This window comes from Brevundimonas sp. (assembly GCF_027487935.1).
Classification (GTDB): Bacteria; Pseudomonadota; Alphaproteobacteria; order Caulobacterales; family Caulobacteraceae; genus Brevundimonas.
The window spans coordinates 38787-62817 of record NZ_JAIYCP010000004.1; the positions used below are offsets into that span (position 1 = coordinate 38787).

At 65.3% G+C, this 24031-nt stretch carries 29 protein-coding genes and 1 tRNA gene; 15 read left to right on the forward strand and 15 right to left on the reverse strand.

Going from position 1 to position 24031, the window contains the following annotated elements:
- Positions 1-92: 92 nt before the first annotated feature.
- From Q0053_RS01820 to Q0053_RS01835, 4 genes are all read right to left on the reverse strand, one after another.
- Positions 93-1043, reverse strand: coding sequence for a hypothetical protein (locus Q0053_RS01820; RefSeq protein ID WP_298095197.1), 951 nt, complete (start codon positions 1041-1043; stop codon positions 93-95).
- A 69-nt stretch (positions 1044-1112) separates the two neighbouring features.
- Complete coding sequence (locus Q0053_RS01825) at positions 1113-1655, reverse strand: DUF6468 domain-containing protein (protein ID WP_298095198.1); 543 nt, start codon at positions 1653-1655, stop codon at positions 1113-1115.
- Positions 1655-2722 carry a flagellar motor switch protein FliM gene (gene fliM / locus Q0053_RS01830; RefSeq protein WP_298095201.1) on the reverse strand — a complete coding sequence of 356 codons (1068 nt, stop codon included), beginning with the start codon at positions 2720-2722 and terminating at the stop codon, positions 1655-1657. Before fliM ends, Q0053_RS01825 begins: the two co-directional genes overlap by 1 nt.
- Positions 2723-2724: 2 nt before the next feature.
- Positions 2725-3384 (reverse strand): flagellar basal body-associated FliL family protein, encoded by a 660-nt coding sequence (locus Q0053_RS01835; protein ID WP_298095202.1) that lies wholly within the window; start codon positions 3382-3384, stop codon positions 2725-2727.
- A 176-nt stretch (positions 3385-3560) separates the two neighbouring features.
- Between Q0053_RS01835 and flgF the strand changes: the two genes are divergently transcribed.
- From flgF to Q0053_RS01870, 7 genes are all read left to right on the forward strand, one after another.
- Positions 3561-4295 (forward strand): flagellar basal-body rod protein FlgF, encoded by a 735-nt coding sequence (flgF, locus tag Q0053_RS01840; RefSeq protein ID WP_298095205.1) that lies wholly within the window; start codon positions 3561-3563, stop codon positions 4293-4295.
- 16 nt (positions 4296-4311) lie between these two features.
- Positions 4312-5100 (forward strand): flagellar basal-body rod protein FlgG, encoded by a 789-nt coding sequence (gene flgG, locus Q0053_RS01845; protein WP_298095208.1) that lies wholly within the window; start codon positions 4312-4314, stop codon positions 5098-5100.
- Complete coding sequence (locus Q0053_RS01850) at positions 5097-5714, forward strand: flagella basal body P-ring formation protein FlgA (RefSeq protein WP_298095209.1); 618 nt, start codon at positions 5097-5099, stop codon at positions 5712-5714. Before flgG ends, Q0053_RS01850 begins: the two co-directional genes overlap by 4 nt.
- A 14-nt stretch (positions 5715-5728) precedes the next feature.
- Positions 5729-6463, forward strand: coding sequence for a flagellar basal body L-ring protein FlgH (gene flgH / locus Q0053_RS01855; protein WP_298095212.1), 735 nt, complete (start codon positions 5729-5731; stop codon positions 6461-6463).
- A 311-nt stretch (positions 6464-6774) separates the two neighbouring features.
- Positions 6775-7203 carry a hypothetical protein gene (locus tag Q0053_RS01860; RefSeq protein ID WP_298095214.1) on the forward strand — a complete coding sequence of 143 codons (429 nt, stop codon included), beginning with the start codon at positions 6775-6777 and terminating at the stop codon, positions 7201-7203.
- Positions 7204-7218: 15 nt separating this feature from the next.
- A complete protein-coding gene (locus Q0053_RS01865; protein WP_298095217.1) occupies positions 7219-7728 on the forward strand; it encodes a hypothetical protein in 510 nt (169 codons plus the stop codon).
- Positions 7729-7779: 51 nt separating this feature from the next.
- Positions 7780-9582 (forward strand): DUF885 family protein, encoded by a 1803-nt coding sequence (locus Q0053_RS01870; RefSeq protein WP_298095219.1) that lies wholly within the window; start codon positions 7780-7782, stop codon positions 9580-9582.
- Here Q0053_RS01870 and Q0053_RS01875 read toward each other — a convergent pair.
- Positions 9579-9923, reverse strand: coding sequence for an MmcQ/YjbR family DNA-binding protein (locus tag Q0053_RS01875; RefSeq protein ID WP_298095222.1), 345 nt, complete (start codon positions 9921-9923; stop codon positions 9579-9581). The genes Q0053_RS01870 and Q0053_RS01875 overlap by 4 nt on opposite strands.
- Positions 9924-9925: 2 nt before the next feature.
- Positions 9926-10576: a peptide-methionine (S)-S-oxide reductase MsrA gene (msrA, locus tag Q0053_RS01880; protein ID WP_298095225.1), complete on the reverse strand. Its 651-nt coding sequence runs from the start codon at positions 10574-10576 to the stop codon at positions 9926-9928.
- 192 nt (positions 10577-10768) lie between these two features.
- Between msrA and Q0053_RS01885 the strand changes: the two genes are divergently transcribed.
- Positions 10769-10858, forward strand: a tRNA-Ser gene (locus Q0053_RS01885).
- A gap of 96 nt (positions 10859-10954) precedes the next feature.
- Here Q0053_RS01885 and Q0053_RS01890 read toward each other — a convergent pair.
- A complete protein-coding gene (locus Q0053_RS01890) occupies positions 10955-12079 on the reverse strand; it encodes an NADH oxidase (RefSeq protein ID WP_298095228.1) in 1125 nt (374 codons plus the stop codon).
- A 118-nt stretch (positions 12080-12197) separates the two neighbouring features.
- Here Q0053_RS01890 and Q0053_RS01895 point away from each other — a divergent pair, with 118 nt between their 5' ends.
- The 3 genes from Q0053_RS01895 to Q0053_RS01905 are packed head-to-tail and all read left to right on the forward strand — an operon-like array spanning position 12198 to position 13774.
- On the forward strand, positions 12198-12497 hold the full coding sequence (locus Q0053_RS01895) for an alpha/beta fold hydrolase (protein WP_298095230.1): 300 nt from the start codon (positions 12198-12200) through the stop codon (positions 12495-12497).
- Between the two features lie 37 nt (positions 12498-12534).
- Positions 12535-13620 carry a DUF2855 family protein gene (locus Q0053_RS01900; RefSeq protein WP_298095233.1) on the forward strand — a complete coding sequence of 362 codons (1086 nt, stop codon included), beginning with the start codon at positions 12535-12537 and terminating at the stop codon, positions 13618-13620.
- Between the two features lie 10 nt (positions 13621-13630).
- Entirely contained in the window at positions 13631-13774 is a 144-nt protein-coding gene (locus tag Q0053_RS01905; RefSeq protein ID WP_298095236.1) for a hypothetical protein, read from the forward strand.
- A 31-nt stretch (positions 13775-13805) separates the two neighbouring features.
- Here the strand turns inward: Q0053_RS01905 and Q0053_RS01910 are convergent, their stop codons facing one another.
- The gene (locus Q0053_RS01910; RefSeq protein ID WP_298095239.1) at positions 13806-14411 is read right to left on the reverse strand and encodes a TetR/AcrR family transcriptional regulator; all 606 of its coding nucleotides are present in this window, start codon (positions 14409-14411) and stop codon (positions 13806-13808) included.
- Positions 14412-14502: 91 nt separating this feature from the next.
- Here Q0053_RS01910 and Q0053_RS01915 point away from each other — a divergent pair, with 91 nt between their 5' ends.
- Together Q0053_RS01915 and Q0053_RS01920 are read left to right on the forward strand one after the other, a co-directional pair.
- A complete protein-coding gene (locus tag Q0053_RS01915; protein ID WP_298095241.1) occupies positions 14503-14937 on the forward strand; it encodes an ABA4-like family protein in 435 nt (144 codons plus the stop codon).
- Between the two features lie 56 nt (positions 14938-14993).
- Positions 14994-15752 carry a hypothetical protein gene (locus Q0053_RS01920; protein ID WP_298095244.1) on the forward strand — a complete coding sequence of 253 codons (759 nt, stop codon included), beginning with the start codon at positions 14994-14996 and terminating at the stop codon, positions 15750-15752.
- Positions 15753-15842: 90 nt separating this feature from the next.
- On the opposite strand, the gene gspK is transcribed toward Q0053_RS01920, so the two are convergent.
- The 3 genes from gspK to Q0053_RS01935 are packed head-to-tail and all read right to left on the reverse strand — an operon-like array spanning position 15843 to position 18279.
- Positions 15843-16736, reverse strand: a complete 894-nt coding sequence (gene gspK, locus Q0053_RS01925) for a type II secretion system minor pseudopilin GspK (RefSeq protein WP_298095247.1) — start codon at positions 16734-16736, stop codon at positions 15843-15845.
- A complete protein-coding gene (locus tag Q0053_RS01930) occupies positions 16733-17302 on the reverse strand; it encodes a type II secretion system protein J (protein ID WP_367276669.1) in 570 nt (189 codons plus the stop codon). The genes gspK and Q0053_RS01930 overlap by 4 nt, the downstream gene beginning before the upstream one ends.
- Complete coding sequence (locus Q0053_RS01935) at positions 17299-18279, reverse strand: penicillin-binding protein activator (protein ID WP_298095253.1); 981 nt, start codon at positions 18277-18279, stop codon at positions 17299-17301. Before Q0053_RS01935 ends, Q0053_RS01930 begins: the two co-directional genes overlap by 4 nt.
- A 59-nt stretch (positions 18280-18338) precedes the next feature.
- On the opposite strand from Q0053_RS01935, the gene Q0053_RS01940 reads away from it, so the two are divergent.
- The gene (locus tag Q0053_RS01940; RefSeq protein ID WP_298095256.1) at positions 18339-19112 is read left to right on the forward strand and encodes a hypothetical protein; all 774 of its coding nucleotides are present in this window, start codon (positions 18339-18341) and stop codon (positions 19110-19112) included.
- 5 nt (positions 19113-19117) lie between these two features.
- Here the strand turns inward: Q0053_RS01940 and Q0053_RS01945 are convergent, their stop codons facing one another.
- From Q0053_RS01945 to gspL, 4 genes are read right to left on the reverse strand one after another with little or no spacing between them, the layout of a single operon-like run.
- Positions 19118-20350, reverse strand: coding sequence for a type II secretion system F family protein (locus Q0053_RS01945; RefSeq protein WP_298095259.1), 1233 nt, complete (start codon positions 20348-20350; stop codon positions 19118-19120).
- 3 nt (positions 20351-20353) lie between these two features.
- A complete protein-coding gene (gspE, locus tag Q0053_RS01950; protein WP_298095262.1) occupies positions 20354-21859 on the reverse strand; it encodes a type II secretion system ATPase GspE in 1506 nt (501 codons plus the stop codon).
- A complete protein-coding gene (gene gspM, locus Q0053_RS01955; protein WP_298095265.1) occupies positions 21856-22365 on the reverse strand; it encodes a type II secretion system protein M in 510 nt (169 codons plus the stop codon). The genes gspE and gspM overlap by 4 nt, the downstream gene beginning before the upstream one ends.
- The gene (gspL, locus tag Q0053_RS01960) at positions 22362-23498 is read right to left on the reverse strand and encodes a type II secretion system protein GspL (protein WP_298095268.1); all 1137 of its coding nucleotides are present in this window, start codon (positions 23496-23498) and stop codon (positions 22362-22364) included. Before gspL ends, gspM begins: the two co-directional genes overlap by 4 nt.
- 95 nt (positions 23499-23593) lie before the next feature.
- Between gspL and gspG the strand changes: the two genes are divergently transcribed.
- Positions 23594-24013 (forward strand): type II secretion system major pseudopilin GspG, encoded by a 420-nt coding sequence (gspG, locus tag Q0053_RS01965; RefSeq protein WP_298095363.1) that lies wholly within the window; start codon positions 23594-23596, stop codon positions 24011-24013.
- The last annotated feature ends 18 nt before the right edge of the window (positions 24014-24031 follow it).

The window sequence follows — 24031 nt, forward strand, 5'->3', positions numbered from 1 at the left end:
GCAACCCAGCGCGCAAAGACCAGAGGCCGCGCCCCCCGGGACGCGGCCTCTTTTTTTGCCTTGTCGCCCGAAAGCGGAAAGGCTGAAGCGCGCTACTCCACCGACTGCCGCGGCGGAGCCGGCGTCGCCTGTGCCGGGCCCGCAGGCGCATAGGGCCTTTCGCCCTGGGGCTCAGCCGGTGCGGGCGCAGGCGTCCGGGCCGCGGGACGGGCTGCCGGACGCCGCGCAGCCGGACGGTTGGCACGAGCCGGGGCGGGTGCCGGAGCGGCCGCTGCCGGAGCGGGAGCCGGTGTCTCGCCGTTCGGCCGGGCCGTTGCCCCCGGGGCCGCCGCCGGCGCGGCCGCCGGGGCAGCAGTCGGCGCAGCCGCCCCCGCTGCAGGCCCGGTCGTCGCAGACGCTGCCGCCGCGCGCGCCGCCAGCTGCTGACGCGCCTCGAACCGCCGGGCCAGCTTTTCGGTCAGGCTACGTGCCTCGGCGGGGTCCATCTGGGCCAGGATCGCGGCCAGCGAACGCGGGCGCATGGCCGCAGCGACGGGCAAACGAACATCATCGTCGAGTGTAGCCATGACACGGGCGGCCTCACGCGGACGCATCGCGGAATAGACCGCCACCATCCGTTCATTCTCGGCCTTTTCCTGCTCGCTGACCTGCCCGAGAAGAACACGGACCTCGGCCTTCACCGCCTCAAGGGCGGCGACCTTGGCGTCCAGCTTCTGCTCGGCTGTCGCCAGAAGGGGCAGCATCGATGCGAGATCGGCGTCGCGTGCATCCAGCTCCGTCCGACGCGCCGACAACGACTGCATGATGCGCAGCTCAGCCGGCGAAATCCCTGCCTGCTGGGCCAGCTGCTCTGGCGTCAGCGCGCAGATCGCCGCAGCGGCTGCCGGGGCCGCGGCCGCGGCCGCTGCTCCGGCGGGCACAGCCTCCTGCGCCCAGGCCTTCGCGCCCTCGAAGACGCCGGGCGCAACGCCGACGGCGCGCACCAGCACCACCCCGCCGATGGCGACGGCGATCAGAGGCAGCAGGCGGGGGATTTTGCTCATGTTCGGCTACTCGAAAGAGCCCTCGGGTCGCAGGGTGCCAGGCACCGGCCCCAGGGCAGGACAGTGGATTCAGGCGGCGAAGAGATCTTCGTCCAGATTGCGGCGGGATTGGTTTAGGCTTTGCTTCGCAGCCTGGTTAGCGGATCGGCCGGCGTTCAGGGCACCGAGAATGGCGGCGACCGGCTCGGCAGCCCGGTTGGAGGGGGCAAACCCCTGGATGCGTTCCGCCAGAGCGGCCATCCGCAGGGCCCGCTCGTCTTCAGCCGTAACAGCAACGGGTGGACGCGCGGCGACCAGCACGGGCTTCGAAACTTCCTGAACGGCGGCTGTCGGGGTGACCGGGGCCCGGGCGATCAGGCTTTCCAGCTGGGCCTTGATCTCCCGCGCCTTGACGATGCGATCGTGCAGAAGGTCTGTTTCCTGGCCCGAAGCGCGCAGGTTGGCGAGCGCGGCCTCGGCCCGTCCGGCGGCTGCGTTGAGTTCGGTGACCGCAGAAGCGAAGGCCTGCTGGCCGGTACGGAGGGCGGACAGCTTTTTCTCCAGCCGCACACCATAGCCAAGTGCCGCTACCAGCAGCAGCATCAGGACGCCGTCGAGGATCATTCCGGTCATCAGCGTTTTCCCTTTGTCAGGCTGGTCGCGGCCTCCATACTGATCGGCCCCTCGATGCGCACGGCGATATGCTGGCCCCTGCGACCCATCTTGCCGGTCGTGACCGGTATCTGGCCGCACCGGACCGAGATGTCGGAATCCGGTGTCGCATTGAGCATCAGGGTGTCACCAACCTTCAGGTCGAGAACCCTCGAAAGCGGGAGCTGCTGCTCGTCCAGGATCGCGCGCACCTCGGTTTCGGTGGTCCAGAGCTCGGTGGCGAGGTGGCCTTCCCAAATGTTGTCGCGGCCGAATTTCTCACCCATGAACTGCTGCAACAGCATCTTCCGGATCGGCTCGAGCGTGGCGTAGGGCAGAAGCAGCTCGATGCGGCCACCCCGGTCCTCCATGTCAATCCGCAGCTTGACCAGGATCGCAGCATTGGCCGGGCGGGCGATGGCGGCGAAGCGGGGATTGGTCTCCAACCGATCGAGGCTGAAATGGACCGGCGTCAGGGGTTCGAATGCGGCCCGGGCGTCGGCCAGCACGACCTCGACCATCCGCTCGACCAGAACCCGTTCGATGGTGGTGTAGGGCCGCCCCTCGATCCGCAGTGCTGCCGTGCCGCGACGCCCGCCGAGCAGGACGTCCACGATGGAATAGATCAGGTTGGAATCAACCGTCAGCAGTCCGTAGTTGTCCAGTTCCTCGGCCCGGAAAACCGCCAGAATGGCCGGCAGCGGGATCGAGTTCAGATAGTCGCCGAAGCGGATCGAGGAGATGTTGTCGAGGCTGACCTCGACGTTGTCCGAGGTAAAATTACGCAACGAGGTCGTCATCAACCGCACGAGGCGGTCAAAGACGATCTCGAGCATGGGCAGCCGCTCGTAGCTGACGAGGGCCGAGTTGATGATGGCGCGGATGCCGGTGCGCTCGGCATCGTCCGCCTCGCCGAGATCGAACCCGAGGAGACTGTCGATCTCATCCTGGTTCAGGACCCGTTCCGACAGGGACGACGGGCGCGCGTCTTCTGCCTCGGCATCGTCCGCAAAGGGGTCGGCGCTTTCGGCGAAAGCCGCGTCGGTCATCCCTACCTCACCAGCATTTCTTCGATCAGCACAGCGTCCACCTTGCCCGGCGAGGCGACCAGATTGACACGGCGCAGGATCTCGGCGCGCAGCTGGAAATTGCCGGCGGAGCCGGCGAGGTCCTCGGGACGCAGTTCGCGAAGGAACCCCTGGAACATATCCTGGAGGCGCGGCATCTCGGCCTGCAGGTGCTCGGCGACAGCCGCGTCCTTGGTCTCGAGCGTCAGCTTCAGCTTCAGGAAGGTCGGGCGACCGTCAGCGGACTGAATATTCACCGTTATATCGGGCAGGGTAAGGAAGGTGACTCCATCGGGCCCCTCGGCGATCACGCCCAGTGAACCATCCTCAGGACCGGCAGCGGCACCATGGTCACCGCCTTTTTTGTCGGCCTTCTTGTCATGACCGCCCTTCTTTTCGGCACCGTGATCATCACCCTTGGCCGCCGCATCCGGCTTGGGCTGCATCATGAAAAAGGCCGCACCCCCACCGCCGCCCAGCACCAGCAAGGCGACCGGAATGACGATGAACAGCAAGGGAAGTTTCTTCTTCTTCGGCGCAGCACCGTCCTCGCCCTCGGCGGCGGATCCATCCGAAACGGCAGGCACGTCGGCGGCCTGATCTTCGCCCTCCTTCGCGCCCTTCTTCTTGCCAAATTTGAACATGGACCACGCCCCAAGAATCTCTCGAACCATAGGAACGTTTTTTGGTTAACGAGCCGCTAAGAACCGGCAATTCCTGCCGGGTCAACCGGACGTCCAAACCGGCCAAAGCCCCGCCAGCACTGGGTTAACCCTCCTGGCACGACCATTGCGTGGAGATCGGGGAAAGGAGCCGCCTTGTGGAAAACGCCGCCTACGTCGGACTGTCACGCCAGATGACACTACGCCGCGAGCTCGACATCGTGGCCAACAACATCGCCAATGCGGACACGACCGGTTTCAAGGTCGAGCAACTGCTGGTCGGTGAAGAGATCGGAGAGCGGGCCCGGAACGCCTTCATCCGGCCCGGTGTCAGCTTCGTGCTGGATAGCGGCATCGGCCGCGATTACGGCCAGGGTGCGCTGGAGCAGACCGGCCGTAATCTGGACTTCGCGATCGAAGGCGAAGGCGCATTCTTCAAGCTCAACGACGGTGTCGGCGAGGCCTATACCCGTGACGGTGCCTTCACCCTGGACCCCGAGGGCCGGCTGACGACCGAAGGCGGCGCGGCCGTTCAGGGCGACGGCGGCGAGATCATTCTGGACCGCTCACTGGGTGAGCCCGCCGTGGCCCCGGACGGTACCATCAGCCAGAACGGCAACCCGGTTGGCCGGATCTCCATCGTTCGCTTCGATGCCCTGGCCGCGCTCGAAAAGGGCGGAGACGGCCTTTACCGGAACGCCTCCAACGCCGTTCCCATCGAGGCGACCGACGCCCGCGTCCGTCAGGGCATGCTGGAAGGCTCCAACGTCAATCCGATCCTCGAGATTACCAATCTGATCGAGATCCAGCGCGCCTATGAGAGCGTCACGCGGATGATCGAAGGCACCAACGACCTGTCACGCCGCGCCGTTGAGCGGCTGGGCCGGGCTTAAAAGGGAACACTGAGACATGCGCGCCCTCAGAACCGCAGCCTCGGGCATGGCAGCCCAGCAACTGAACGTCGAGGTCATCTCGAACAACATCGCCAACATGAACACGGTCGGCTTCAAGCGCCAAAGAGCCGAATTTCAGGACCTGCTGTACCAGAACGTCGAGCGCATGGGGGCCCAGTCGTCCAGCCAGGGCACCGTGGTCCCGACCGGCATCCAGATCGGTGCGGGCGTCAAGGCCGGCAGCGTCTACCGGATCACCGAGCAGGGCTCGCCGACACAGACCGGTGGCCTGTACGACGTCGCGATCGACGGGCGCGGCTATTTCCAGATCCTGCTGCCGTCCGGCGAGACCGCCTTCACCCGCGCAGGCAATTTCGCCCTCAACGGTGAAGGCCAGCTGGTCACGGACGACGGCTATGCCGTGCAGCCCAACATCTCGATCCCGCAGGACGCGGTCGATGTTTCGATCTCCAAGTCGGGTCAGGTCCAGGTCATTACCGCCGGCACCACGGAGCCGTCGATCGTGGGCCAGCTGGAACTGGCCAGCTTCTTCAACGAGGCTGGGCTGGAGGCGATCGGCGACAACCTGCTGATGGAAACCGCCGCCTCGGGCGCGGCCAATGTCGGCACGCCGGGAGATGTCGGCTTCGGCCAGCTGCTGCATCGCTATACCGAGGCATCGAACGTCGACGCCGTGGCCGAGATCAGCGCCCTGATCATTGCCCAGCGCGCCTATGAGATGAACTCCAAGGTCATCACCACAGCGGACCAGATGCTGTCGGTCAGCGCGCAGGTGAAATCGTGAAGTCCCTGATCTTCGGAACCATTGCGGCCCTGATGGTTGCCGGTGCCGCAGTGGCCGGCCCCGTGACCTTGAAAGCCAATCCGGTCGACAGCGATGGCCGTGTCACCCTGGGCGACCTTTTCGACGGGGCCGGTTCGGCTTCGGACGTGCTGGTCGGGACGCGTGTCGGCCCCTCCATCGTCTTCGAGGCCGGACAACTTCAAAGCCTTGCGCGCCAGTCGGGTCTGGCCTGGGCAAATCCGACCGGGCTGCGACGGGTCGTCGTTCGCAACGCCACCGCCGCACCGACAACCGCCCCGCCTGCCCCCGGATCACCCGCAACCGCCGCCAGTGTGGCACCCGCCGTGACCGCAGGTCTCCAGCCCGGCCGAGCCACTTTTGCCGACCGTGTCATCACCCGCAACGACATGGTCGAGGTCGCCTATGTCGTCGGCGGAGTCCGCGTCACCGTCACCGGCCGCGCCGAAGGCAACGCCGCCGCCGGTCAGCCGCTGGTCGTTCGTAACCTGCAATCCGGCCGAAGCATCGACGCCGTGGCGACCGGACCCGGACAAGCCCTCGCCGGCCCGGCTGCCCAGCAAGCCCGCGCAACCCAACAGCTCGCCGCCCGATAGAGGGATAAGGTTTCATGCGTAACGTCCTGACCGTCATCGTCGCCGCCCTGAGCCTCGGAGCCTGCTCCACCGCCGTCGAGGCGGTGCGGGGACCGGAGCTGGCTCCCATCGGCTATCCAGCGGCCCTGATGCCGACCAGTCAGGCCTATCTGCCCTCGCCGGAGCAACAGCGAGCGGACCGTGCCGCCAGCGCCAACAGCCTTTGGCGCGCCGGGGCCCGCACCTTTTTCGGCGATCAGCGTGCACGCCGCATCGGCGACATCCTCACCGTCAATATCGACATCGACGACCGCGCCCAAACCCAGAACTCGACAGCGCGCAGCCGAACCAATGACATCTCGGGTGGCATCACCAATTTCTTCGGTCTGGAGAACAGCCTCGGCCGAGCCTTCCCCGACGGCTTCGACCCGGCCAGTCTGGTCAGCCTGGAAGGGGCGTCAAACGCCAACGGTTCCGGATCCGTGAACCGGTCCGAGAAGGTCAGCCTGACCATTGCCGCCGTCGTCACGGACGTGATGGCCAATGGCAATCTGATCATACAGGGCCGGCAAGAAGTGCGTACCAATCGCGAGGTGCGCGAACTGACCGTCGCAGGCATCGTGCGGCCCGAGGACATCAGCTCGGGCAATACCATCGCCCACACCCAGATCGCGGAAGCCCGCATCAGCTACGGCGGTCGGGGAGACATCAGCCGTGTGCAGGCCACACCGGCTGCCCAGTCACTGGTGGAGCAGTTCAGTCCCTTCTAGGCGGGTCGCGGACAGAAGCTTGCCTCAGCCCGGCCCGGGCCTTGGGTCTGCCGACGCCGTTCGCCAAGTGCGCAATGATTTGATCACGGCCTAGATCTGGCCGGGCATACATCCGGCCTGCCTCAGGAACCGCCAGTGCATGGCCGCGTTTCGGCACGGGTCGTGGCGATCCCTTTCACGCAGTTTGACCCACCAGCCGGATCGGCCTGCCAGTGTCGCCGCACACCGCCAGAACGACTGTGTTTCGCCTATTGCGGTTCCGTCCATGTCTGACCACAACAGTGGCAGAAACTTTCAGCAGGGGCTGAGCCATGATCGGCTTGTTCGTCATCCTGGCCCTGGCCACGCAGAACCCGCCGACGGCGAGCGGCTGGACCTGGGCCCTCTACGCTGACGCGGAGCCGGTGGTTCTGGCACATGAAATCCCCGACAGTGCCAGTCTGCGCACGACCCTGGAGTGCGATCCGGGCACGAGCGTCGCGCGGCTGACCCTTTACGGGGGCACGGCGATCAGCGGTATGGCACGGGTGGTTTCGGGCGAGGCTTCCGCTGTGGCAGAAACATCTCCGGGTCGACCGGGGGCCACCCGGCTGGCTCTCCGAACCGATCATCCGGTTTTCGCCGCCTTCACGGTCGACGGCCGGATGACGATAGTCTTCGGCGATCAGCGTCGCCCGGTCGAGATCCCTCCCCCCCATCTTGCCAAATTGCGCCGGTTCGCGGAACTTTGCGCGGGCTGATTGCCGGAGACCTCTATGCGCGCCGCACGCCTCACCATCCTGACAGGCCTGGCCCTGGCAGCGGCCGCCTGCGCGACGGTTGAAAGCCCGCCGGAGCCGCCCCCTGCCGTCGCTTCATCCGGTCCGCCTGCCCCCATCGCGGATCATGACTGGTTCTATAACCTGGACGGCGGACAGGCCCGGCTGGTCTATGGACGGGCGGAGAGCGATGATCTGCGGCTGGGACTGGATTGCAGCGAAGGTGCAGGGCGGGTGGCGCTGAGCGCCGTTGGTGCGCCGGACGCCAAACCCGAGATCCATATTGAGGCGGGCGGCGAGACAGAACGCTTTCCTGCCAACTCAGAGCCGTCCCAGCTGAACGATGGGGTCTTTCTGACCGCCGAGGCGGACGCGGACGCACCGGTTTTCCAGCGCTTCCGCCAGGTCGGCTGGCTGGCCCTCTGGCTGGACGGCGAGCGTCAAGCCTATGCTCCACATCCCGAATCCGCACCGAATATCGAACGGTTCTTTGCCTTCTGCGGTTGACGCGGCCGCTTTGCTCCGGTGCAGTCCCACCCGATCCGGGAGAGGGACTTCATGAAACTCGTCATCGCCGTCAGCGCCGTCGCCATGCTCGCCGCCGCAGCCCCTGTAGTCGCCAGCCCGACAATGGTCGGGACCGAGGTGGCCCGCAACGCCCAGGACCCGGCCCTGGCCGCAGTCCTCACAGACTATGAGGCCTATCTGCGGGCCGTTGACCCGATCAATGCCGGAATGGAAGGCGACCGCGACGCCTTGTCCCGCCTGCCCGACGGCTCTCGCGCCTTCGAACTGGCCCAGGAGCCCGTGCTCAAGGGATTTGCCGACCGCCTGGCCGGCATCGACACCGCAGGCCTGGGTGAAGACGACCGACTGAACCACGCCTTTCTGACCTATGTCCTGCAGCGCGCTCGGGACCGTATCCCGCTCGATACCAGCCGGATCGACGCCTTCAACTCCGAGGGTGGACCCGGCCAGAACCTCGCCTATGTCGCCAACGTCACCCGCATTGCCACCGCCGCGGACGCCGAAGCCTGGATCGCCCGGCTCGAGGCGATGCCGAAATCCTATGTCGATACGCTGGCCAACGCCCGACGCGGGCTCGAGACCGGCATGGTCCAGTCCCGCTCCATCGTCGAGAACGCCCTGACCCTGATCGAGCCCGAGGCGGCCCTGACGCCGGACGCCGACCCGCTGCTCAAGCCTTTCGCGACCCTGCCCGCCTCCATCCCGGCGGCCCAGCAGGCGGCTCTTCGCGCACGCGCCGCCCGGGCCGTGGCCGACGGGATCATGCCACAGCGACGCGCCTGGGCGCGGTTCCTGCGCGAGGACTATCTGCCCCGCGCGCCCGAGACCCTCGGCCTGGTACACCGTCCGGGCGGGCGCGAGATGTACGCCTATATGGTGCGCGGCTACACCACGACTGATCTGACGCCGGACGAGGTCCACGCCATCGGCCTGCAGGAGGTCGCCCGTATCCGGGGCCGTATGGATACCGAGATGCGCGCCGCCGGCTGGACCGGCGATTTCCCGTCGTTCCTGACCTTCCTGCGCACTGATCCGCAGTTCTATGTCACCAGCCGCGAGGCCCTGCTGGAAAAGGCATCGGAGATGGCCAAACGGGCCGACGACGGCCTGCCGGCCCTGTTCGGCACCCTGCCGCGCCTGCCCTATGGCGTGCGCCCCGTGCCGCGCGAGATCGAGGCCAACTACACCACCGGCCGCTACAACCCCGGCTCGATGGAGAACGGTGTCGCCGGCGGCTATATGGTGAACACCTCCAGCCTGAACCAGCGCGGTCTCTATGAGATGCCGGCGCTGACCTTGCACGAGGGCGTCCCCGGTCACCACCTGCAGATCGCCCTGCAACAGGAGGCCGCAGACGGCCCCTATTTCCGGCGCAGCGTCGACGTCACGGCCTTCGTCGAGGGCTGGGGCCTGTATGCCGAATTCCTCGGGGAGGAGATGGGCTTCTACCGCACCCCCTATGAGCGGTTCGGCCGCCTCAGCTACGAGATGTGGCGCGCCTGCCGGCTGGTAGCGGACACCGGCATCCACTGGCTGGGCTGGGACATCGAACAGGCCCGCGCCTGTTTCCGCGACAACTCTGCCCTCGCCCCACTGAACATCGAGACCGAGCTGCAGCGCTACATCGGCTGGCCGGGCCAAGCCACGGCCTACAAGATCGGCGAGATCCGGCTTCGGGCGATCCGCACGCGGGCCGAGGCCGAACTGGGCGGCCGGTTCGACATCCGTCGCTTCCACGACGCCCTGCTGGTCGACGGTCCCCTGCCCCTCGGCCTGCTGGACGCGCGGATGGACCGATGGATCGCGGAAGAGAAGGCGCGGCCCGCGAACTAGGTCAGACCCAGCGCCGACCGCGCCTTCTTCGTCAGCTTCGCCGCCACGATGCCGTGGGCGATGGCCAGATGCTCGGCCAGTTCATCGTCGGTCCAGTCGTCGATCCGCGCCAGGTTCACCCATTTGTTCCGCGCCATATAGGGCGCCGGGCGGGCCTGGCCGCTTTCGGTCAGCACCTCATAGGCGATGTCGGAGACCTTGAAGGAGATGCTGCCGCCGCCGCCGACCATGCAGAACATCTTGCCGCCGACCTTGTAGGCGTCGTGGTCGTCGCCGAACGGATGATCCAGCGTCGCCGCCGGCAAGGCGAGGCAGACTCTGCCGACCCCCGCGCGGTCCATGATCAGGCCTCCACGCCTACGCCGATAGGGCAGACCACGCCCGTTCCGCCGATACCGCAATAGCCGGCCGGATTCTTCGCCAGATAACCCTGGTGATAGTCCTCGGCGAAATAGTAGGGCCCTGCGGGGGCAATCTCGGTCGTGATGGTCCCGCGCCCGGCCGCCGTCAGGGCCGCCTGATAGGCGTCCCGCGACGCCTCCGCTTCGGCCCTCTGGCCCTCGCTCAGCCAGTAGATCGCCGAGCGGTAGGTGGTGCCGACGTCATTGCCCTGGCGCATGCCCTGGGTCGGGTCGTGGTTCTCCCAGAAAGCCTTGAGCAGCTCGCCGTAGCTAATCTCGTGCGGATTGAAGATCACCTGCACCACCTCGGCATGGCCGGTGCGGCCGGTGCAGGTCTCTTCATAGGTCGGATTGGGCGTAATCCCGCCCGAATAGCCGACCGAGGTCACCCAAACGCCCGGCAACTGCCAGAAGATGCGCTCCACGCCCCAGAAACAGCCCATGCCGAGGATAGCGGTCCCGAACCCCTCGGGATGAGGCCCCTTCAACGGGCGGCCGCTGACATGGTGGACCTCGTCGGTACGCAGGGGCGTCACCCGCCCCGGAAGAGCCTCGGCGGCCGTCGGCATCTCATGGGATTTCTGGAATGACATGGCAGGCTCCCTGTGACCCTCGGGTCGGAAGGCTCTGCCTTCCCGATCCGACGCGGCCGTTCGAATGATCTTTCTTCCATATGGGGCCTCATGCGCCGCTTGCCGAGGGGGTCCGGGTGTTCTATCAGCCTCGCCTCGCGCCGGATCGACCTCCGGCGCGCTACGAAGGCCCTTGGGCGATGTCGTGGAAACGGACAGGTGGCGGAGTGGTCGATCGCGCACGCTTGGAAAGCGTGTGTAGGTGAAAGCCTACCGAGGGTTCGAATCCCTCTCTGTCCGCCACTTCCCAGCTTTGGTCCGGTCGGCATGGAGCGTGCCTTCCGCGAGCCGGGCGGGCAGATACCGGCTGATATCTGAACGCAAGCGCCGCGCAACAGCCTAGTTCAGCGTCGGATTGATAAGGAATTTCTCACCCGTCGCCTTGCGTTCGTAGGCACGCAGAATCTCAGGTTCGAGGGCTTCGCTCAGTCCGATCGACCGGGTGTAGTGGGTGGCAAAGGTGGTGGTCAGCTCATCAAACACGCGCTTGCGCAGGCGCATCACGGTCTCGGCCCCTGCTTTCTGCAGGAACGGCGTCAGCAGCCACCCCGACACGCTCCACTGAAAACCGAAGGCCAGGCGATCCAGGACCATAGGTGAGAGATCCAGAGCACCATAGACGTAGAGCTGCTTGAAGCTCGCCGAGCCGTATCGGCTGTATTCGGTCATGCGATTGACGGCGCCCCGCTCCATGGCACGCATGATGTCGCTGCCGAGCGAGCCCCCGCCGACGGCGTCAAAGGCGACGGTTGCGCCGGTCGAACTGACCGCATCGACGAGCTGCGCCCTGAAGTCCGCGTCACGGCTGTTGAGGACAATGCTCGCGCCGATGTCACGCAGCAGCTGAACCTGTTCGGCAGATCGAACGATATTGACCAGGGGAATGCCGTCGCTGGTGCAGATCTTCTGCAGCATCTGGCCGAGGCTCGACGCTGCAGCGGTGTGCACGATCGCCGTGTGACCTTCGGCGCGGGCGGTTTCCACAAAGCCAAGGGCCGTCAGCGGATTGACCGTCAGTGCCGCCCCCTCGGCCGCGGCGACGCCCTTCGGAAGCGGGAGCGCATCGCGCGTTCTGATCTTGCGGAGGTCGGCATACATCCCGCCCCCGACCATGCCGACGCAACGCCCTATCCAGTCCCGGGCCTGCTCGCCGGCCGCGACGACGGTACCGGCCCCCTCGTTTCCGACGCTCAGCGACTGGCCGAGCCGCGCTGACACACTGGCGCGCCTGGCCTCGGGAATGTCGAAAGCCAGTTCGGGCCGGTCGGAGGACCCCTGCGAGCGCATCGACGCGATGTCGGCCGGGCCCAGCAGCAGCCCGAGATCGCTCGGATTGATCGGGGCCGCCTCAACCCTCACGACGATTTCATCAGGCGCCAGGTCTCCGGTCACGACCTCTTCGAGTGTCAGCCGGAGCAAGCCGTCAGAAACGATCGACCGCAGTTCACGTCCCGTATGCGACATAGGCTTGCATCCCCTTTAGGCCAACATGACCGCTTTGATGGTACTGGTGCCGCCGCCAGTCCGGAAGCGCAAGTCGTAGCCGACCCATGGCCTTGGCAGGGTCGCGGCCCGGCTGTGGGTGGACGGGACGCCCATACGCATCCACCCTGTCGACGAGGGCCCGCGGGATGGCCCACCGATCCTGCTGATGCACGGTAATCCGACCTGGACCTGTTTCTACCGCAAGATAATCCTGGCCCTGGCCGATGCCGATTATCGGGTCATGGCCGTGGATCTGGTCGGATGTGGTCGCTCCGACAAGCCGCCAGAAAAACACGACTATACCCTGGCGCGCCACTATGACTGGATCGCCCGATGGCTGACGGCGCTGGCGTTCATTGAGAGCCCCTCGGTTGTTTCGTCACACCGGATGACATAATATTCTCGCCAGACAAGATTGTGACCGGAGCCCTATCGTGAACGTGATCACCCAGATCCAGGTGCGCAGGAACGACCTGCAAGCCACGCGGATTGTAAACGGGCCGCTGCCGGTCCCGGCCGTCGGCGAAGTGGTGGTCGCCGTCGACAGGTTCGCCCTGACGGCCAACAACATCACCTACGCCGTTACCGGTGACTTCATCGGCTACTGGGGCTTCTTCCCCGTGGACGCGGACTGGGGCGTCGTTCCGGTCTGGGGTTACGGAACCGTGGTCGCCTCCAACTGCCCTGAGGTTCCGGAAGGGGAGCGTCTGTATGGCTTCTTCCCCATGGCTTCCCATGTCGTGCTTCAGCCCGGCAAGGTATCGGCCGGTGCCTTCACGGATTTCGCCGAACATCGCCGGCCTTTGCCGGGCCTCTACAACCGCTATGTCCGGACCGCCGGGGACCCGCCCGAGATCGCTGCCATGGGTGACGAGCGGTGCCTGCTGTTCCCCCTCTTTGCCACCTCCTACATTCTGTCGGACTATCTCGAAGACAACGCCAATTTCGGTGCGACCCGCGTCCTGATCGGCAGCGCCTCGTCCAAGACCGCCTTCGGCCTCGCCCATCTGCTCGCCAAGGCACCGGACCGGACCCTCGAGATCATCGGACTGACGTCGCCGGGCAATGTCGCGTTCACAACCGGCCTTGGCCTGTATGACCGGGTCATCACCTACGACCAGATCGGTGCCCTGGAGACGGGCATACCGACCGCCCTGGTAGACATGTCCGGGTCCGGTGCCGTGATCCAGGCCGTCGATGACCATCTGGGCAAGGACGTGGTCCTAAGCTCCATCGTCGGCGCAACCCACTGGGACGCCAAGCGGCACAAGGGCGAGACGCAAGGCGCACGGCCCACCTTCTTCTTCGCGCCCGCACAGTTCGCCAAGCGCGAGCAGGACTGGGGGCCCGGGGTGGTGATGCAGCGGGCCCTCGAGGCCAGCGCGCGCGTCGCGGCCGACGCCCGGTCACTGCTCGAGGTGCGGCACACCTGCGGGGCAGAAGCCGTGAGGGACGCCTATGTCGAGATGTTGAACGGCCGGACTCCGCCCCATATCGGGGTCATGCTGAGCGTCGCCTGAAACATGGACGATGGCGGCCCCGAAGGGGGCCGCCTTTCCGGACCGGATCGATATCCATTCTGGCAATGTCGGCGGCGAGAGTCTGGGCGTCTGCCCGGGGCTTCTGGCCTATAAGGCGCGCGAAGTCGAAAACCGCCCTTCCCGTCCGGATTGAGGCCACCGGTGCGGCCCAGGCGTTGGCGGCTTCACCCGTCGACGAAGGCCGGTCGCATCAGCGATAGCAGGCGATCAGCTAACTCCGGATTCGGATCAACGCCCTCGGCGGGGTCGCAATCGAGCTTGCCGCTCGTCAGCAGTGAAACAAACCCGTGGACAGTCACCCATGCGAAGGCGACGCCCAGCCCATGGTCGACACCGTCCGGGCGGCGGGTCTCGGCGACCGCCAGGGTCAGAACGTCCTGACAGCGATCTCCGGCCCGGGCCAGGACGCTGTCTGGTGAGGTGATGTAGCCGCGCTGGAACATCATCGTATAGGTCCTCGGCCGCTCCAGTGCGAAGGCGATATAGCCCAGGCCGATGGCTTTCAGCCGGTCCCAGGGATCATCGCCGGCCGCGTCACGCCGCTCCAGCATCCTGGCGGTCAGCGCATCGAAGCCTTCGGCGAGGCCTGCGGCCATCAGGTCGGCGCGTGACGGGAAATAATGGGCCGGGGCAGCGTGGGAGACGCCCGCCCGACGCGCGACTGCCCGCAGACTGACCTGGGACTCAGGCAACTCCTCGATCAGCGCGGCCGCAGCCGCGACCAGCGCCGCGCGCACATCGTCCGGCCGCGATCCTGCACCCTTTTTCACAGCGCCGTCCGCCAGCAAAACGACCTCATCTTGACAGTGTCAAATTATCAACTTATCCGTCTTGACACTGTCAAGCAATGGAGGCTGAACGATGCCTGAAGCGGTCTTTTCGATCACCAGCGCCGGCGCAATGGTCGCCTGGGTCGCGCTGATCGCAGCCCGGTTCATCCCGGCGTTGCGGCGTTGGGTTGATCCGGCAACCGGCTATGTCGTGCCTGCACTGCTCTCGGTCGCCTACGGTGTCCTGCTGTTCAGCTACTGGGGTCAGAGTGATGGCGGTGGCTTCGCCTCCCTCGCCTCCGTGTCAGCCCTGTTCGCCGTGCCGGAGGTACTGCTGGCAGGCTGGATCCACTACCTCGCCTTCGATCTCTTCGTCGGGGGCTGGATCGCGCGAACCGGCTCGGCGGCGGGTATCAGCCCCCTGCTCCTGACCCCGATCCTTCTGGCGACCTTCCTCGCCGGACCCGTCGGTTACCTCGCCTATGTGCTGTTGCGGCCGTTGATGAGCCCGAAGGTGGGGTCATGACGCTCAAGGCGCACAGTGACAGGCATACCCCGTCGTTCAGGGGCTGGGAGCCGGCGATGGCCGTCGTCGGCGCGCTCATTCTGATGGCGATGATCCCCACTGGCTGGCTGGCCCTCATCGACGACCGCACACTCAATGACGTCGGCATCTGGGACAAGCCGCTGAAATTCCTGCTTTCAACCGGGCTGTTCCTGCTGATGGCGTCCTGGGTCGCTACCCGGCTGCCTGTGGGCTGGCGCCACACCCGGGCCGGCCGCTATGTGGTCTGGGCAGCGATTTTGTCGACCCTGTTCGAGGTCGGCTACATCGCCTTTCAGGCCAGCCGGGGACAGGCCTCCCACTTCAACTATTCCAACGGCTTCACCATCGCCATGTATAGCCTGATGGGTGTCGGGGCCGTGATCCTTACCTCGACTGCGCTGGTCCAGGGTATCGGGGTGCTGCGTCATGATGCGGGCGATCCACCGGCCTTCCGTCGTGCGCTGGGCTGGGGTCTTGTCCTGACCTTCGTGCTCGGAACCGCGACGGGTGCCTATATGAGCGCCCAGATTGGCGGTCACTGGGTCGGGGGGCCGGCAAGCGACGCGGGGGGTCTGCCCTTTCTTGGATGGTCGACCACAGCCGGCGATCTGCGCCCGCCGCACTTCCTCGGTATCCATGCCGCCCAGGTGCTGCCGGTCACTGCCCTGATCCTTCTGGCGGTAAATCGCCGCCATGCTGACCTGCTGACCCGGCTGGCCATCGCGGGCTATGTGGCGATCACCGCCGCTGTTTTCTGGCAGGCGGTTTCGGGACGGCCGTTGCTCCCACTTTGATCGCCTCAGCGAGGCCTTCTTAGGCGCACGCCGACCTTGCAAAACCCGGCCAGCGGGGCGGAGCACGGTCCACCCTGAGCCCGGATCCGGTCAGTCGGAAACCACTTGGTGCTGGTTCGACCCACCCGCATTCTCCGCGAGCGAGGGGGAGAGCCTTTGTCTCGAATAGACAACAACCTGCGCTCCAGCGGGACTGGCCCGACGGACAAGGGCACTGGCAGTTCGCTGACGGGTTTCTCCAACCTGGACCTCCGTCTCGACGGTGAAGAAGTTCGAGGTAAACCCCGCACCTGCAGGCACGAGGGTATTGAGCCCTGACAGATCGGCAGGCGTCAGATAGCCCAAACGTTGCCGCCTTGATGCCAGAAGTCGGGCCGTGACCGGACTGTCGAAGAGCACAGCCAGCAGGCGCTCATCCGCCGTATTGATGTTTATCGCTGTCTCGCGGGGAAGAGCTGCAACAAGTTGGGAGAGCGTCTCGATCTCTGCAGGTTGCAATCCGACCACCCGAAGCTCCCCCAGGTTCGCCAAAGGACCCGTTGTGCTGACATAGCTGACAACCGGATCCAGGATTTGATCCGACAGCCCAAGCGCCTCCAGAACCCGAGCGAAACGAGCCCGGGCCAACGGATTTCCGGATCCGACACTGTTAAGGTTGAAGAAGGCCTGATCGTCCCGAACCTGCAGGCTGAAACGGCCTCCCTCGATCACAACGTTCTGATCCTCGACGGCTCTCCAGGCCTCTCGGGCGTGATCACTTGCCGAAGCCTCGACTGCATCGCGCCTGAGCGCGACGATGACCGAGGCTTCGCCCGCGCGCGTATATGCCCTGGCCTGGGCCGCTTCACGGAACCGGACGGTACGATCGATCGCGACCTCCTGAGAGGTCATCATGAGCGTTACCATGATCGCAGCAACGCTCACGACCAGGAGAACGTTCAGCAGGATCATACCCTTACGGCCAGAAGGATTTCGCGTGGTCATGGCAGTTCCGGAAGCTGCACCACTCGGCGCAGGCGCCCCTCCAACCCGTCAGGGGAGTCGCTCAGCACAACCGTCAAGGCGACTGCATCAGCCCTCGGCTCGGCACCCCTTACGGTACCGCCGGGGACAGGCCCCGGCGGCTGGCGGGACCATCCCTGACCCCGAACATGAAAGCTCCATTCGACGGCCGTGACACCGGAAATCAAGCGCTGCTCAGCCCGGTCACCGACCCGCCGATTCAAGCCTCCGTCGATCAGCCGGTATTGCACCGAAGTGGATCCGCCGACCGCGGTGGCGGACGAGCGACGAAAGCCGAGATTCGTACCAGAAAGCTCGAGCGGACCACTGTCCAGCGACTCGAAATCCTGAGAAACCAGATACATGGCGCGTTGGAGTTCTGCCGTCCGGGCCAGCCGTCCATCCAGTCTTTCTCTGGCACCGATGACGCCGTCGAGCAGGGTAAACCCGGCCAGGGCAATCAGGCCAAAAAGGCCAAGCGCGACCATCACCTCTATGAGGGTGAAGCCAGCCCTCAGGACCGGGCCGCCAGCTACCCTGTTCCTCATGAGCCGGCGAGGTGGCTCACCACCCGAAGGCTGCCCCGATTCACGACCTGGATTGCGAGATCACGGGTACACCGACCATCGCCCGAAAAACGCACCGCACCGAGCACACCATCGAACCCTTCGGGCGACGCGAGGCCATCTCGTGACAACCGACCCGAGAGCAGCAAACGGCGTGCAATCTTGGCTCCATCGTAGGCAAGACCAGCCAGCAAGCCGGGCTGGGTCCGGTGCCTCGCTTCAAAGGCCTCGGCGAACCCTCCGAAGACAGCGGGTTCGGGCGCGGCGACCCAGGCTCCGTTCACAGTATCGAGAACGTCGGGCGACTCCTCGCTCCAGCGGGACGGCCCCAGAATTTGCAGCCCAAGACCAGCAATCCGGGCCGCCAGCGGAATGGTCCCGGTCCCCGATTGCGAGAACAACACGGCATCCGGCAAAGCCCCGCCCGAACCCGTCATCAACCAGGCACCGGTGTCACTTGCCGCCATCCCTTCGGCAGCATCGATCTCGAAAAGCTCCATCCCCAAAGAAAGGGCTGATTTGCGGGCCGCGTCGATCGACTGCCGCGACCAGGGATCCGTGTCACGGATGGCGGCGACCCGCCGCACTCCTCGGCCACGGGCATAGCCAAGGACTGCGGATACGCCTTGCGACGCCGTCAAACCCAGAACGAAGGCACCCGAGCCCACAAGATCGCCATCGTTGGAGAAGGTCAGCACAGGCACGCCGCCGGCGACGGCCAGAACCTCCTGAACTTCGCGGGCGAAAAGCGGACCCAAAAGCAGCTCGGCACCGCCCGATACGGCACGGGCGGCCGATACTCGCGCGCCCTCTGCTGTTCCGCCGGTGTCGAGGACGATAAAGCCCGGCTCCCGCTCTTCGGCCGGTCGCGTCAGGTTTATGGCTCGCTCCATGCTCAGGCCCACATCAGCCGACGAGCCAGTTATCGGCAGCAGAGCCGCTATGCGTGGCGTGTTCACGGACCGGGCCCTAGTATCGGGAACGGGAGCGCAAGCGGTGAGGAGCGAAGGAGCAAGCGATGCCAATCCAGCCGAGCCGGAAAAGCGAAGCCACTGTCGACGATCCATTGCCATATCAAACTCCGCTTGCCGCTCTTGTACGACAGGTCGGGGCCCGGCGCCTTGCGATTCTGGGTCTTGCCAGTTTCGCAGTCTCCCTCATTGCCACCGCACCCGCCCGGATCGTGATTTTACCCACCAGTGACGGCGGAACCAATGCCGCAGGGACGATCTGGAATGGCGAGGTCGCGATCGGGGAACAGACCGCTGTATCCTGGCGGCTGGCGCCTATCCGATCGATCCTGAGCCTCGGAGTCGCATCCGACGTGGTGATCCGTGGCGGGCCTACCGACATCACAGCGAAAGCCATCTGGCGGCCCAGGCGACTGGAGTTGAACAACGTCGCGGGGATCGCTGGTCCCGGCCTGGTCAACACCCTGATCGAGGACTTGCCGGTTCGTTGTGACCTCAGCTTTGCGGTCAAACTGGACAAGATCGTGATAGCCGGCCCGGGGTCGCGCATCAGCGGCGAGGTCCGTAGCGGTGCCGGGCAATGCTGGGCCGAGGCCGGCACAGATCCGGAGCGCGTCGCAGTGCCGGCCATGACCGGCAGCGCCGTCACCGGAGCCAATGGGACGTCTGCCTGGCTGGTACCCACCGCACGGCCGCAGGGCGAGCGACTCGTACAGATGACAATCGACCGTTCGGGCAAGTTGACCGCGAAAGTCCTCGAGGCTGGCACGCAAATCCTGCCTGCTGCACTCGGTCAGACCTCAATCGAGATGCAGATGTAACCACACTAGATGCCCGCCAGACTGTTCAGGTTGACGATCGGCATCAGGATGGCCAGCACCAGCAGGAGAACCAACCCGCCCATCAAGAGCAGAATGGCGGGCTCCACCAGGGACACCATTGTGGCCGTCAGGGCCTCGGTATCGCTTTCCAGGTCGGTTGCTGCCCGGGCAAGGGCCTCACCCAGCCGGCCACTGCTTTCGCCGCTTGCCACCACGGCGACCAGCATGGCCGGAAAGCAATCCGCTTCGGTCATCGCCCGCTGCAGACTTGCGCCCTCCTTCAACCTTGCGGCCACCAATCGGGCCCGGCTGCGCACCCAGGCATTAGGGGTCACCGCGGCTGCGGCGTTGACCGCGTCCACAAGCGGTACTCCACTGCGAACGAGGGTCGACAAACTGCCGGCAAACCGCGCTGCATTCATCTGCATGCTGAACCTCGCCGTTGGCGGTTGCTGCGCGATCAGCCGGGCCACAGTCAGGACATTGGCCTCACTTTGCAGCCATTGCCGCGTCGCCAGAACGCTGGCTGCCAGCAGGATCACCAAGATCCAGCCCAGCTTCTGCAGCATGTCGCTGAGGCCGATCAGGCCCCGGGTCAGAAGAGGGAGTTCCGCGCCCCGGGACACGAATACTCTTGTGATATCCGGCACAACATAGACCAGCATCAGAACGACGATCAGCATCGATACAACCGCCAGAAGGGCGGGATAAATCAGCGCCAACTGGACCTTGCGCTGGGATCGCTCACGTCTCTCGACGAACTCGGTCAGGTGCGCGAGCACGGCATCGAGTTGGCCCGACTGCTCACCTGCAGCGACTGACGCCCTGTAATAGTCAGGGAAAACTCGGGGGTGTTCTCCCAGGGCGACCGCGAAGCTGCGCCCCTCGAGAATGGCACCACGGACGTTGAGCAACACGGAGCCTTCCGGCCGCTTGGCATTCTGGTCGCCAATGATGCGCAGAGCCTGTTCAATGCGAATGCCGCTGCCGATCATTGTCGAGAGCTGACGGGTCAGGGCAGCAAGCGCCCTGTTACCGACGCGGGGCCGGAAAAGGCGAGCCAGATCGATGTCGCGCCTTCCCGGGCCGACAGCCGCTTCAGTCGTCAGCTCGACCGATGTCGGGATCAGATTGCGGTCGCGAAGAGCTCTTCGGGCCCCCGAGGCGTTCGGCGCCTCCACGACCCCGCGTATCGGCTTGCCGGTCTGGTCTACTGCCCTGTAGCTGAAGGCGGGCATGGCTCAGGTCTCATCCTGAACAACGCGATACACCTCATCGACTGTGGTCAGCCCGGCCAGCAACTTGGCCCTGGCGTCGTCCAGCAGGCTTGGGCCCGAGAGGCGAGCCGCCTGTCCAAGTTCCAGTTCGGAGGCACCATCGTGAATGAGCGCCTGCAACCGTTCGTCGACCTCAACCACCTCATAGAGCCCAAGACGACCCTTGTAGCCTTCCTGCCGGCAATCCGGGCATCCACGCGCCCGCCAGATCCGGACGCCGATTTCCAGAGCACCTCCCAGGGCCTCCGCGTCCACCGCTGTTGCCTCCGAAGGCTCGCGACAATGAGGGCAAAGACGTCGAACCAGCCGTTGGGCGATCAGCCCGACCAACATCGGCGCCAGAAGATAGCGTTCGACTCCGATATCGATAAGCCGAGTGACGCTGCCGATTGCGCTGTTTGTGTGCAGCGTCGACAGAATCAGATGGCCCGTCAGGCTGGACCGGACAGCGACCTCGGCCGTTTCCTGATCACGGATCTCTCCCACCATGATCACGTCCGGATCCTGGCGCAGGATGGATCGCAGCCCGCGCGCGAAAGTCAGGTCGATGCGGCTGTTGACCTGTATCTGACCGACTCCCTCGAGTTCGTACTCGATGGGATCTTCAACAGTCATGATATTGCGACGCCGGTCGTTCAGCCGGGTCAGGGCCGCATAGAGACTCGTGGTTTTGCCCGCGCCCGTTGGGCCCGTAACCAGTATGATCCCGTGAGGCCGGGCGATCATTCGCTCAAAGACCGCAAGATCCCGCTCCTGCATGCCCAGCCCGGTCAGTCCCAGACGAGTCGCATCACGATCCAGCAGTCGCATGACGACCCGCTCGCCATACTGGGTGGGAACCGTCGACACACGCACGTCCAGGTCCAATCCGCCGACCCGCAGCTTGACCCGACCGTCATGCGGCAACCGCTTCTCCGCGATGTCCAGTTGGGCCATGACCTTGATGCGACTGACCAGGAGAGGAGCCAGAGCGCGATCAGGCTCGATCTTGTCCCGTAGCACGCCATCCACACGGAAGCGGACGATGACCCGCTTTTCCTCGGTCTCGATATGGATATCCGACGCGCCTTCCCGAACTGCCTCCAGAAGCAGTGCGTTGATCAGGCGAATGACCGGAGAGTCGTCTCGCTGGTCCAGCAAATCATCGACCATGACGGCAGACTGGGCCAGGGCGGCCAGATCATCGCCGGACGCAACCGTAAAGTCTGAGGACTGCCCGGCGAGGCTGCGATACTGGCCCTGCAACTCGGCTTCGAAGGTCTCTTCATCGACCGGCACAAACTGCACGTCAGGTCCGAAGACCCGCTGCACTTCGAGCCTTGCTTCCAGCTTGAGCGGGATTCGATGGTTACAGAGCAGGCAACCATTTTCGTCCGTCTTGACGAGGACGCCGGCTCGGCGTGCGAAGGCATATGACAGACCGTAATCCGTCGACGTCGACGTCGCACTGTCGACAGTCGGCTCACTCATCGGCGCACCAGCGACAACCGGGCATTGACGACGCCGGGCGCGGTCTGGCGCTCGATCCTGCCGGCCGCGACGGTTACGCCGGCGTCGCGCTCCAGACGATCAAGCCATTGAACCAGTCGATTGAAATCCACGGCCTCAAGCACCACGCGGGTCAGCTCGCCTTGCTGTTCGATCTGGCGAATCTGGAGCGCAGATTCGCTGGCGGTAATCGTGACGATCATCTGGACAGGTTGGGACCGTATTGGACTGGCAGCCGCAGTCTGCAGCGTCGGGCCTGCGCTTCGGAGTCGCGTCGCGAGCTCGGTATAGAGCCGGATCTCCGACTGTGCTGCCGTCCGCGCTTGCTGAAGCGGGAGCCAAATCCCGACCCATGATCCCCACAGAAGCAAGATCGTGACCAGAACGAGCAGCAGGGACCGTTCTCTGGGTGCACGATCTTCCCACCAGGTTCGACCTTGGCTGATCAGGGAGCCGACGAAGGCAGGCAAGGTGAAGGCCGACCTCATGGTACCTGCTCTTGAGGCGACAGGATAATGGTCTGACGGGCCCGCCCGCCCTCGGCGACAGCTCCGCGACTGACAGGGGCCAGACCGGCACCACGCAAGGCAGCCTCGACGTCCTGAAGGGCTGCCAGATCGGACGCCTCGACTTCCATGGTTAGCCCGGTCGCCCGTTCAAAGGCCAAGGACTGAAACGAGATGGTCTGCGCGACGGGCTGAAGGACTTCGGCGGCTCGAACAAGCACGGGAAGCAGGCCGGTTGCTTGGCTGGCGCGAGGGAGCATGGCTTCCGCTGTCGCGGCGAGATCCCCGCTGACCGGTCCACCGGCCTTGGCGACCAGATCTGCCACCTCTGCCCGTCTGCTATCCGCCGTGATGATCAGGGCCACAGTGTCCACGGTATGGATCGCCACATGCCCCAGCAGCCCGATGCCGGCGACCAGTAGAAGCCGCTTGAGCCAGGGTGCGCGCTTTGACTTCGGGGCATAGCGCCCCTGGCGAAGGTCGAGTGCTATGGAACCCGCCCAGGACACCGGCCCCGAAACGGCAGCGGAACCCGGCTCGGACGTGAGCTCCGGCGGCAATTCGTCCCCGTATGAAATCAACCGGGGACGATCAGCGGCCTGCCAGACAGCAGAAAACACCGATGACGGCACCGCAAACGCCGTGCCGTCATGCCCATGCACCATGACGCGGTTCGCGCTGGCAGCCACCGACCAACTGCCGAAATCTGCCCGCGGGAGTGTCAGGGCGTCGGGAAGGACAGCCGCGGTCTCAAGACCGGCCGCCTCGATCACCTCGCACCATTGGGCCATCAGATCATGGCGGACGATGCCGGCCATATAGCGACCCGGCGAAAGCGCCTCGCCCAAGGCCGCGTGCAGAACCTCGATTGGCTCCGAAACCTCATCTTCCAGCACGAAAGGAAGTGCGGCGGCCCGTCGTGCCCGGTTCGCGATCGGCAGGTCGACGCCGAGAAGCCTCACCTCCTCCGTCGGGACCAGGACAACGGGCAGCCCGGTCCAGCTGGCGTCCCTGAGCACGAGCCCATCGGCACCGAGCGACCACACGCCATACGCCGGGCCTGGTCGCTGACCGCCGGTGACTTCCGGCGCATAATCGATATCTCGTTCAGGCATGGGCGCCCCTTGGCGACCGATGTATAGCTGGCATCATGTTTGTGACGCCAGAGCTTGAGCGACCTGCGGAACCGGGAGCCGCCAGAAAAATTCTGGTGTGCCGGGGTGGGTTCACCTTGATCGAGATGATTGTGGTTTTGGCCATCATCGGTGTGATGGCGCTCATTATCGTGCCGAACGTGATCGGTCGGCCAGATCAAGCGAGGGTGACGGTTGCCAAGACCGATATGCGCACGATCTCGGCAGCATTGAAAATCTATCGTCTCGACAACGGCGACTATCCGACGACCGAACAGGGGCTCGAGGCCCTGGTGAGCCGACCGGCGGCACCGCCGCAGCCCGCCAACTGGTCGCCTGAAGGTTACCTGCCGGCTGTTCCGCTTGATCCGTGGGGCAATCCTTACGCCTACCGGAGTCCCGGAGAGAGCGGAGCTTTCGAGCTATCGAGCCTCGGCAAGGATGGTCAGCCGGGTGGCGAAAGGCTCGATGCAGATCTTTCGGCTGCGGACCGCTAAGCCGTGACCCGGGGGCAC

Coding starts and splice junctions, on each gene's coding strand:
- Q0053_RS01930 (WP_367276669.1), bottom strand. CDS start 17,302: ATGAGGAACAGGGTAGCTGGCGGCCCGGTCCTGAGGGCTGGCTTCACC.
- gspL (WP_298095268.1), bottom strand. CDS start 23,498: ATGCCTGAACGAGATATCGATTATGCGCCGGAAGTCACCGGCGGTCAG.
- Q0053_RS01860 (WP_298095214.1), top strand. CDS start 6,775: ATGATCGGCTTGTTCGTCATCCTGGCCCTGGCCACGCAGAACCCGCCG.
- flgH (WP_298095212.1), top strand. CDS start 5,729: ATGCGTAACGTCCTGACCGTCATCGTCGCCGCCCTGAGCCTCGGAGCC.
- Q0053_RS01835 (WP_298095202.1), bottom strand. CDS start 3,384: ATGTTCAAATTTGGCAAGAAGAAGGGCGCGAAGGAGGGCGAAGATCAG.
- Q0053_RS01820 (WP_298095197.1), bottom strand. CDS start 1,043: ATGAGCAAAATCCCCCGCCTGCTGCCTCTGATCGCCGTCGCCATCGGC.
- fliM (WP_298095201.1), bottom strand. CDS start 2,722: ATGACCGACGCGGCTTTCGCCGAAAGCGCCGACCCCTTTGCGGACGAT.
- Q0053_RS01825 (WP_298095198.1), bottom strand. CDS start 1,655: ATGACCGGAATGATCCTCGACGGCGTCCTGATGCTGCTGCTGGTAGCG.
- Q0053_RS01940 (WP_298095256.1), top strand. CDS start 18,339: ATGCCAATCCAGCCGAGCCGGAAAAGCGAAGCCACTGTCGACGATCCA.
- Q0053_RS01945 (WP_298095259.1), bottom strand. CDS start 20,350: ATGCCCGCCTTCAGCTACAGGGCAGTAGACCAGACCGGCAAGCCGATA.
- Q0053_RS01920 (WP_298095244.1), top strand. CDS start 14,994: ATGGCCGTCGTCGGCGCGCTCATTCTGATGGCGATGATCCCCACTGGC.
- msrA (WP_298095225.1), bottom strand. CDS start 10,576: ATGTCATTCCAGAAATCCCATGAGATGCCGACGGCCGCCGAGGCTCTT.
- Q0053_RS01865 (WP_298095217.1), top strand. CDS start 7,219: ATGCGCGCCGCACGCCTCACCATCCTGACAGGCCTGGCCCTGGCAGCG.
- Q0053_RS01875 (WP_298095222.1), bottom strand. CDS start 9,923: ATGGACCGCGCGGGGGTCGGCAGAGTCTGCCTCGCCTTGCCGGCGGCG.
- Q0053_RS01870 (WP_298095219.1), top strand. CDS start 7,780: ATGAAACTCGTCATCGCCGTCAGCGCCGTCGCCATGCTCGCCGCCGCA.
- gspM (WP_298095265.1), bottom strand. CDS start 22,365: ATGAGGTCGGCCTTCACCTTGCCTGCCTTCGTCGGCTCCCTGATCAGC.
- gspE (WP_298095262.1), bottom strand. CDS start 21,859: ATGAGTGAGCCGACTGTCGACAGTGCGACGTCGACGTCGACGGATTAC.
- flgG (WP_298095208.1), top strand. CDS start 4,312: ATGCGCGCCCTCAGAACCGCAGCCTCGGGCATGGCAGCCCAGCAACTG.
- gspK (WP_298095247.1), bottom strand. CDS start 16,736: ATGACCACGCGAAATCCTTCTGGCCGTAAGGGTATGATCCTGCTGAAC.
- Q0053_RS01915 (WP_298095241.1), top strand. CDS start 14,503: ATGCCTGAAGCGGTCTTTTCGATCACCAGCGCCGGCGCAATGGTCGCC.
- Q0053_RS01905 (WP_298095236.1), top strand. CDS start 13,631: ATGGCGGCCCCGAAGGGGGCCGCCTTTCCGGACCGGATCGATATCCAT.
- Q0053_RS01890 (WP_298095228.1), bottom strand. CDS start 12,079: ATGTCGCATACGGGACGTGAACTGCGGTCGATCGTTTCTGACGGCTTG.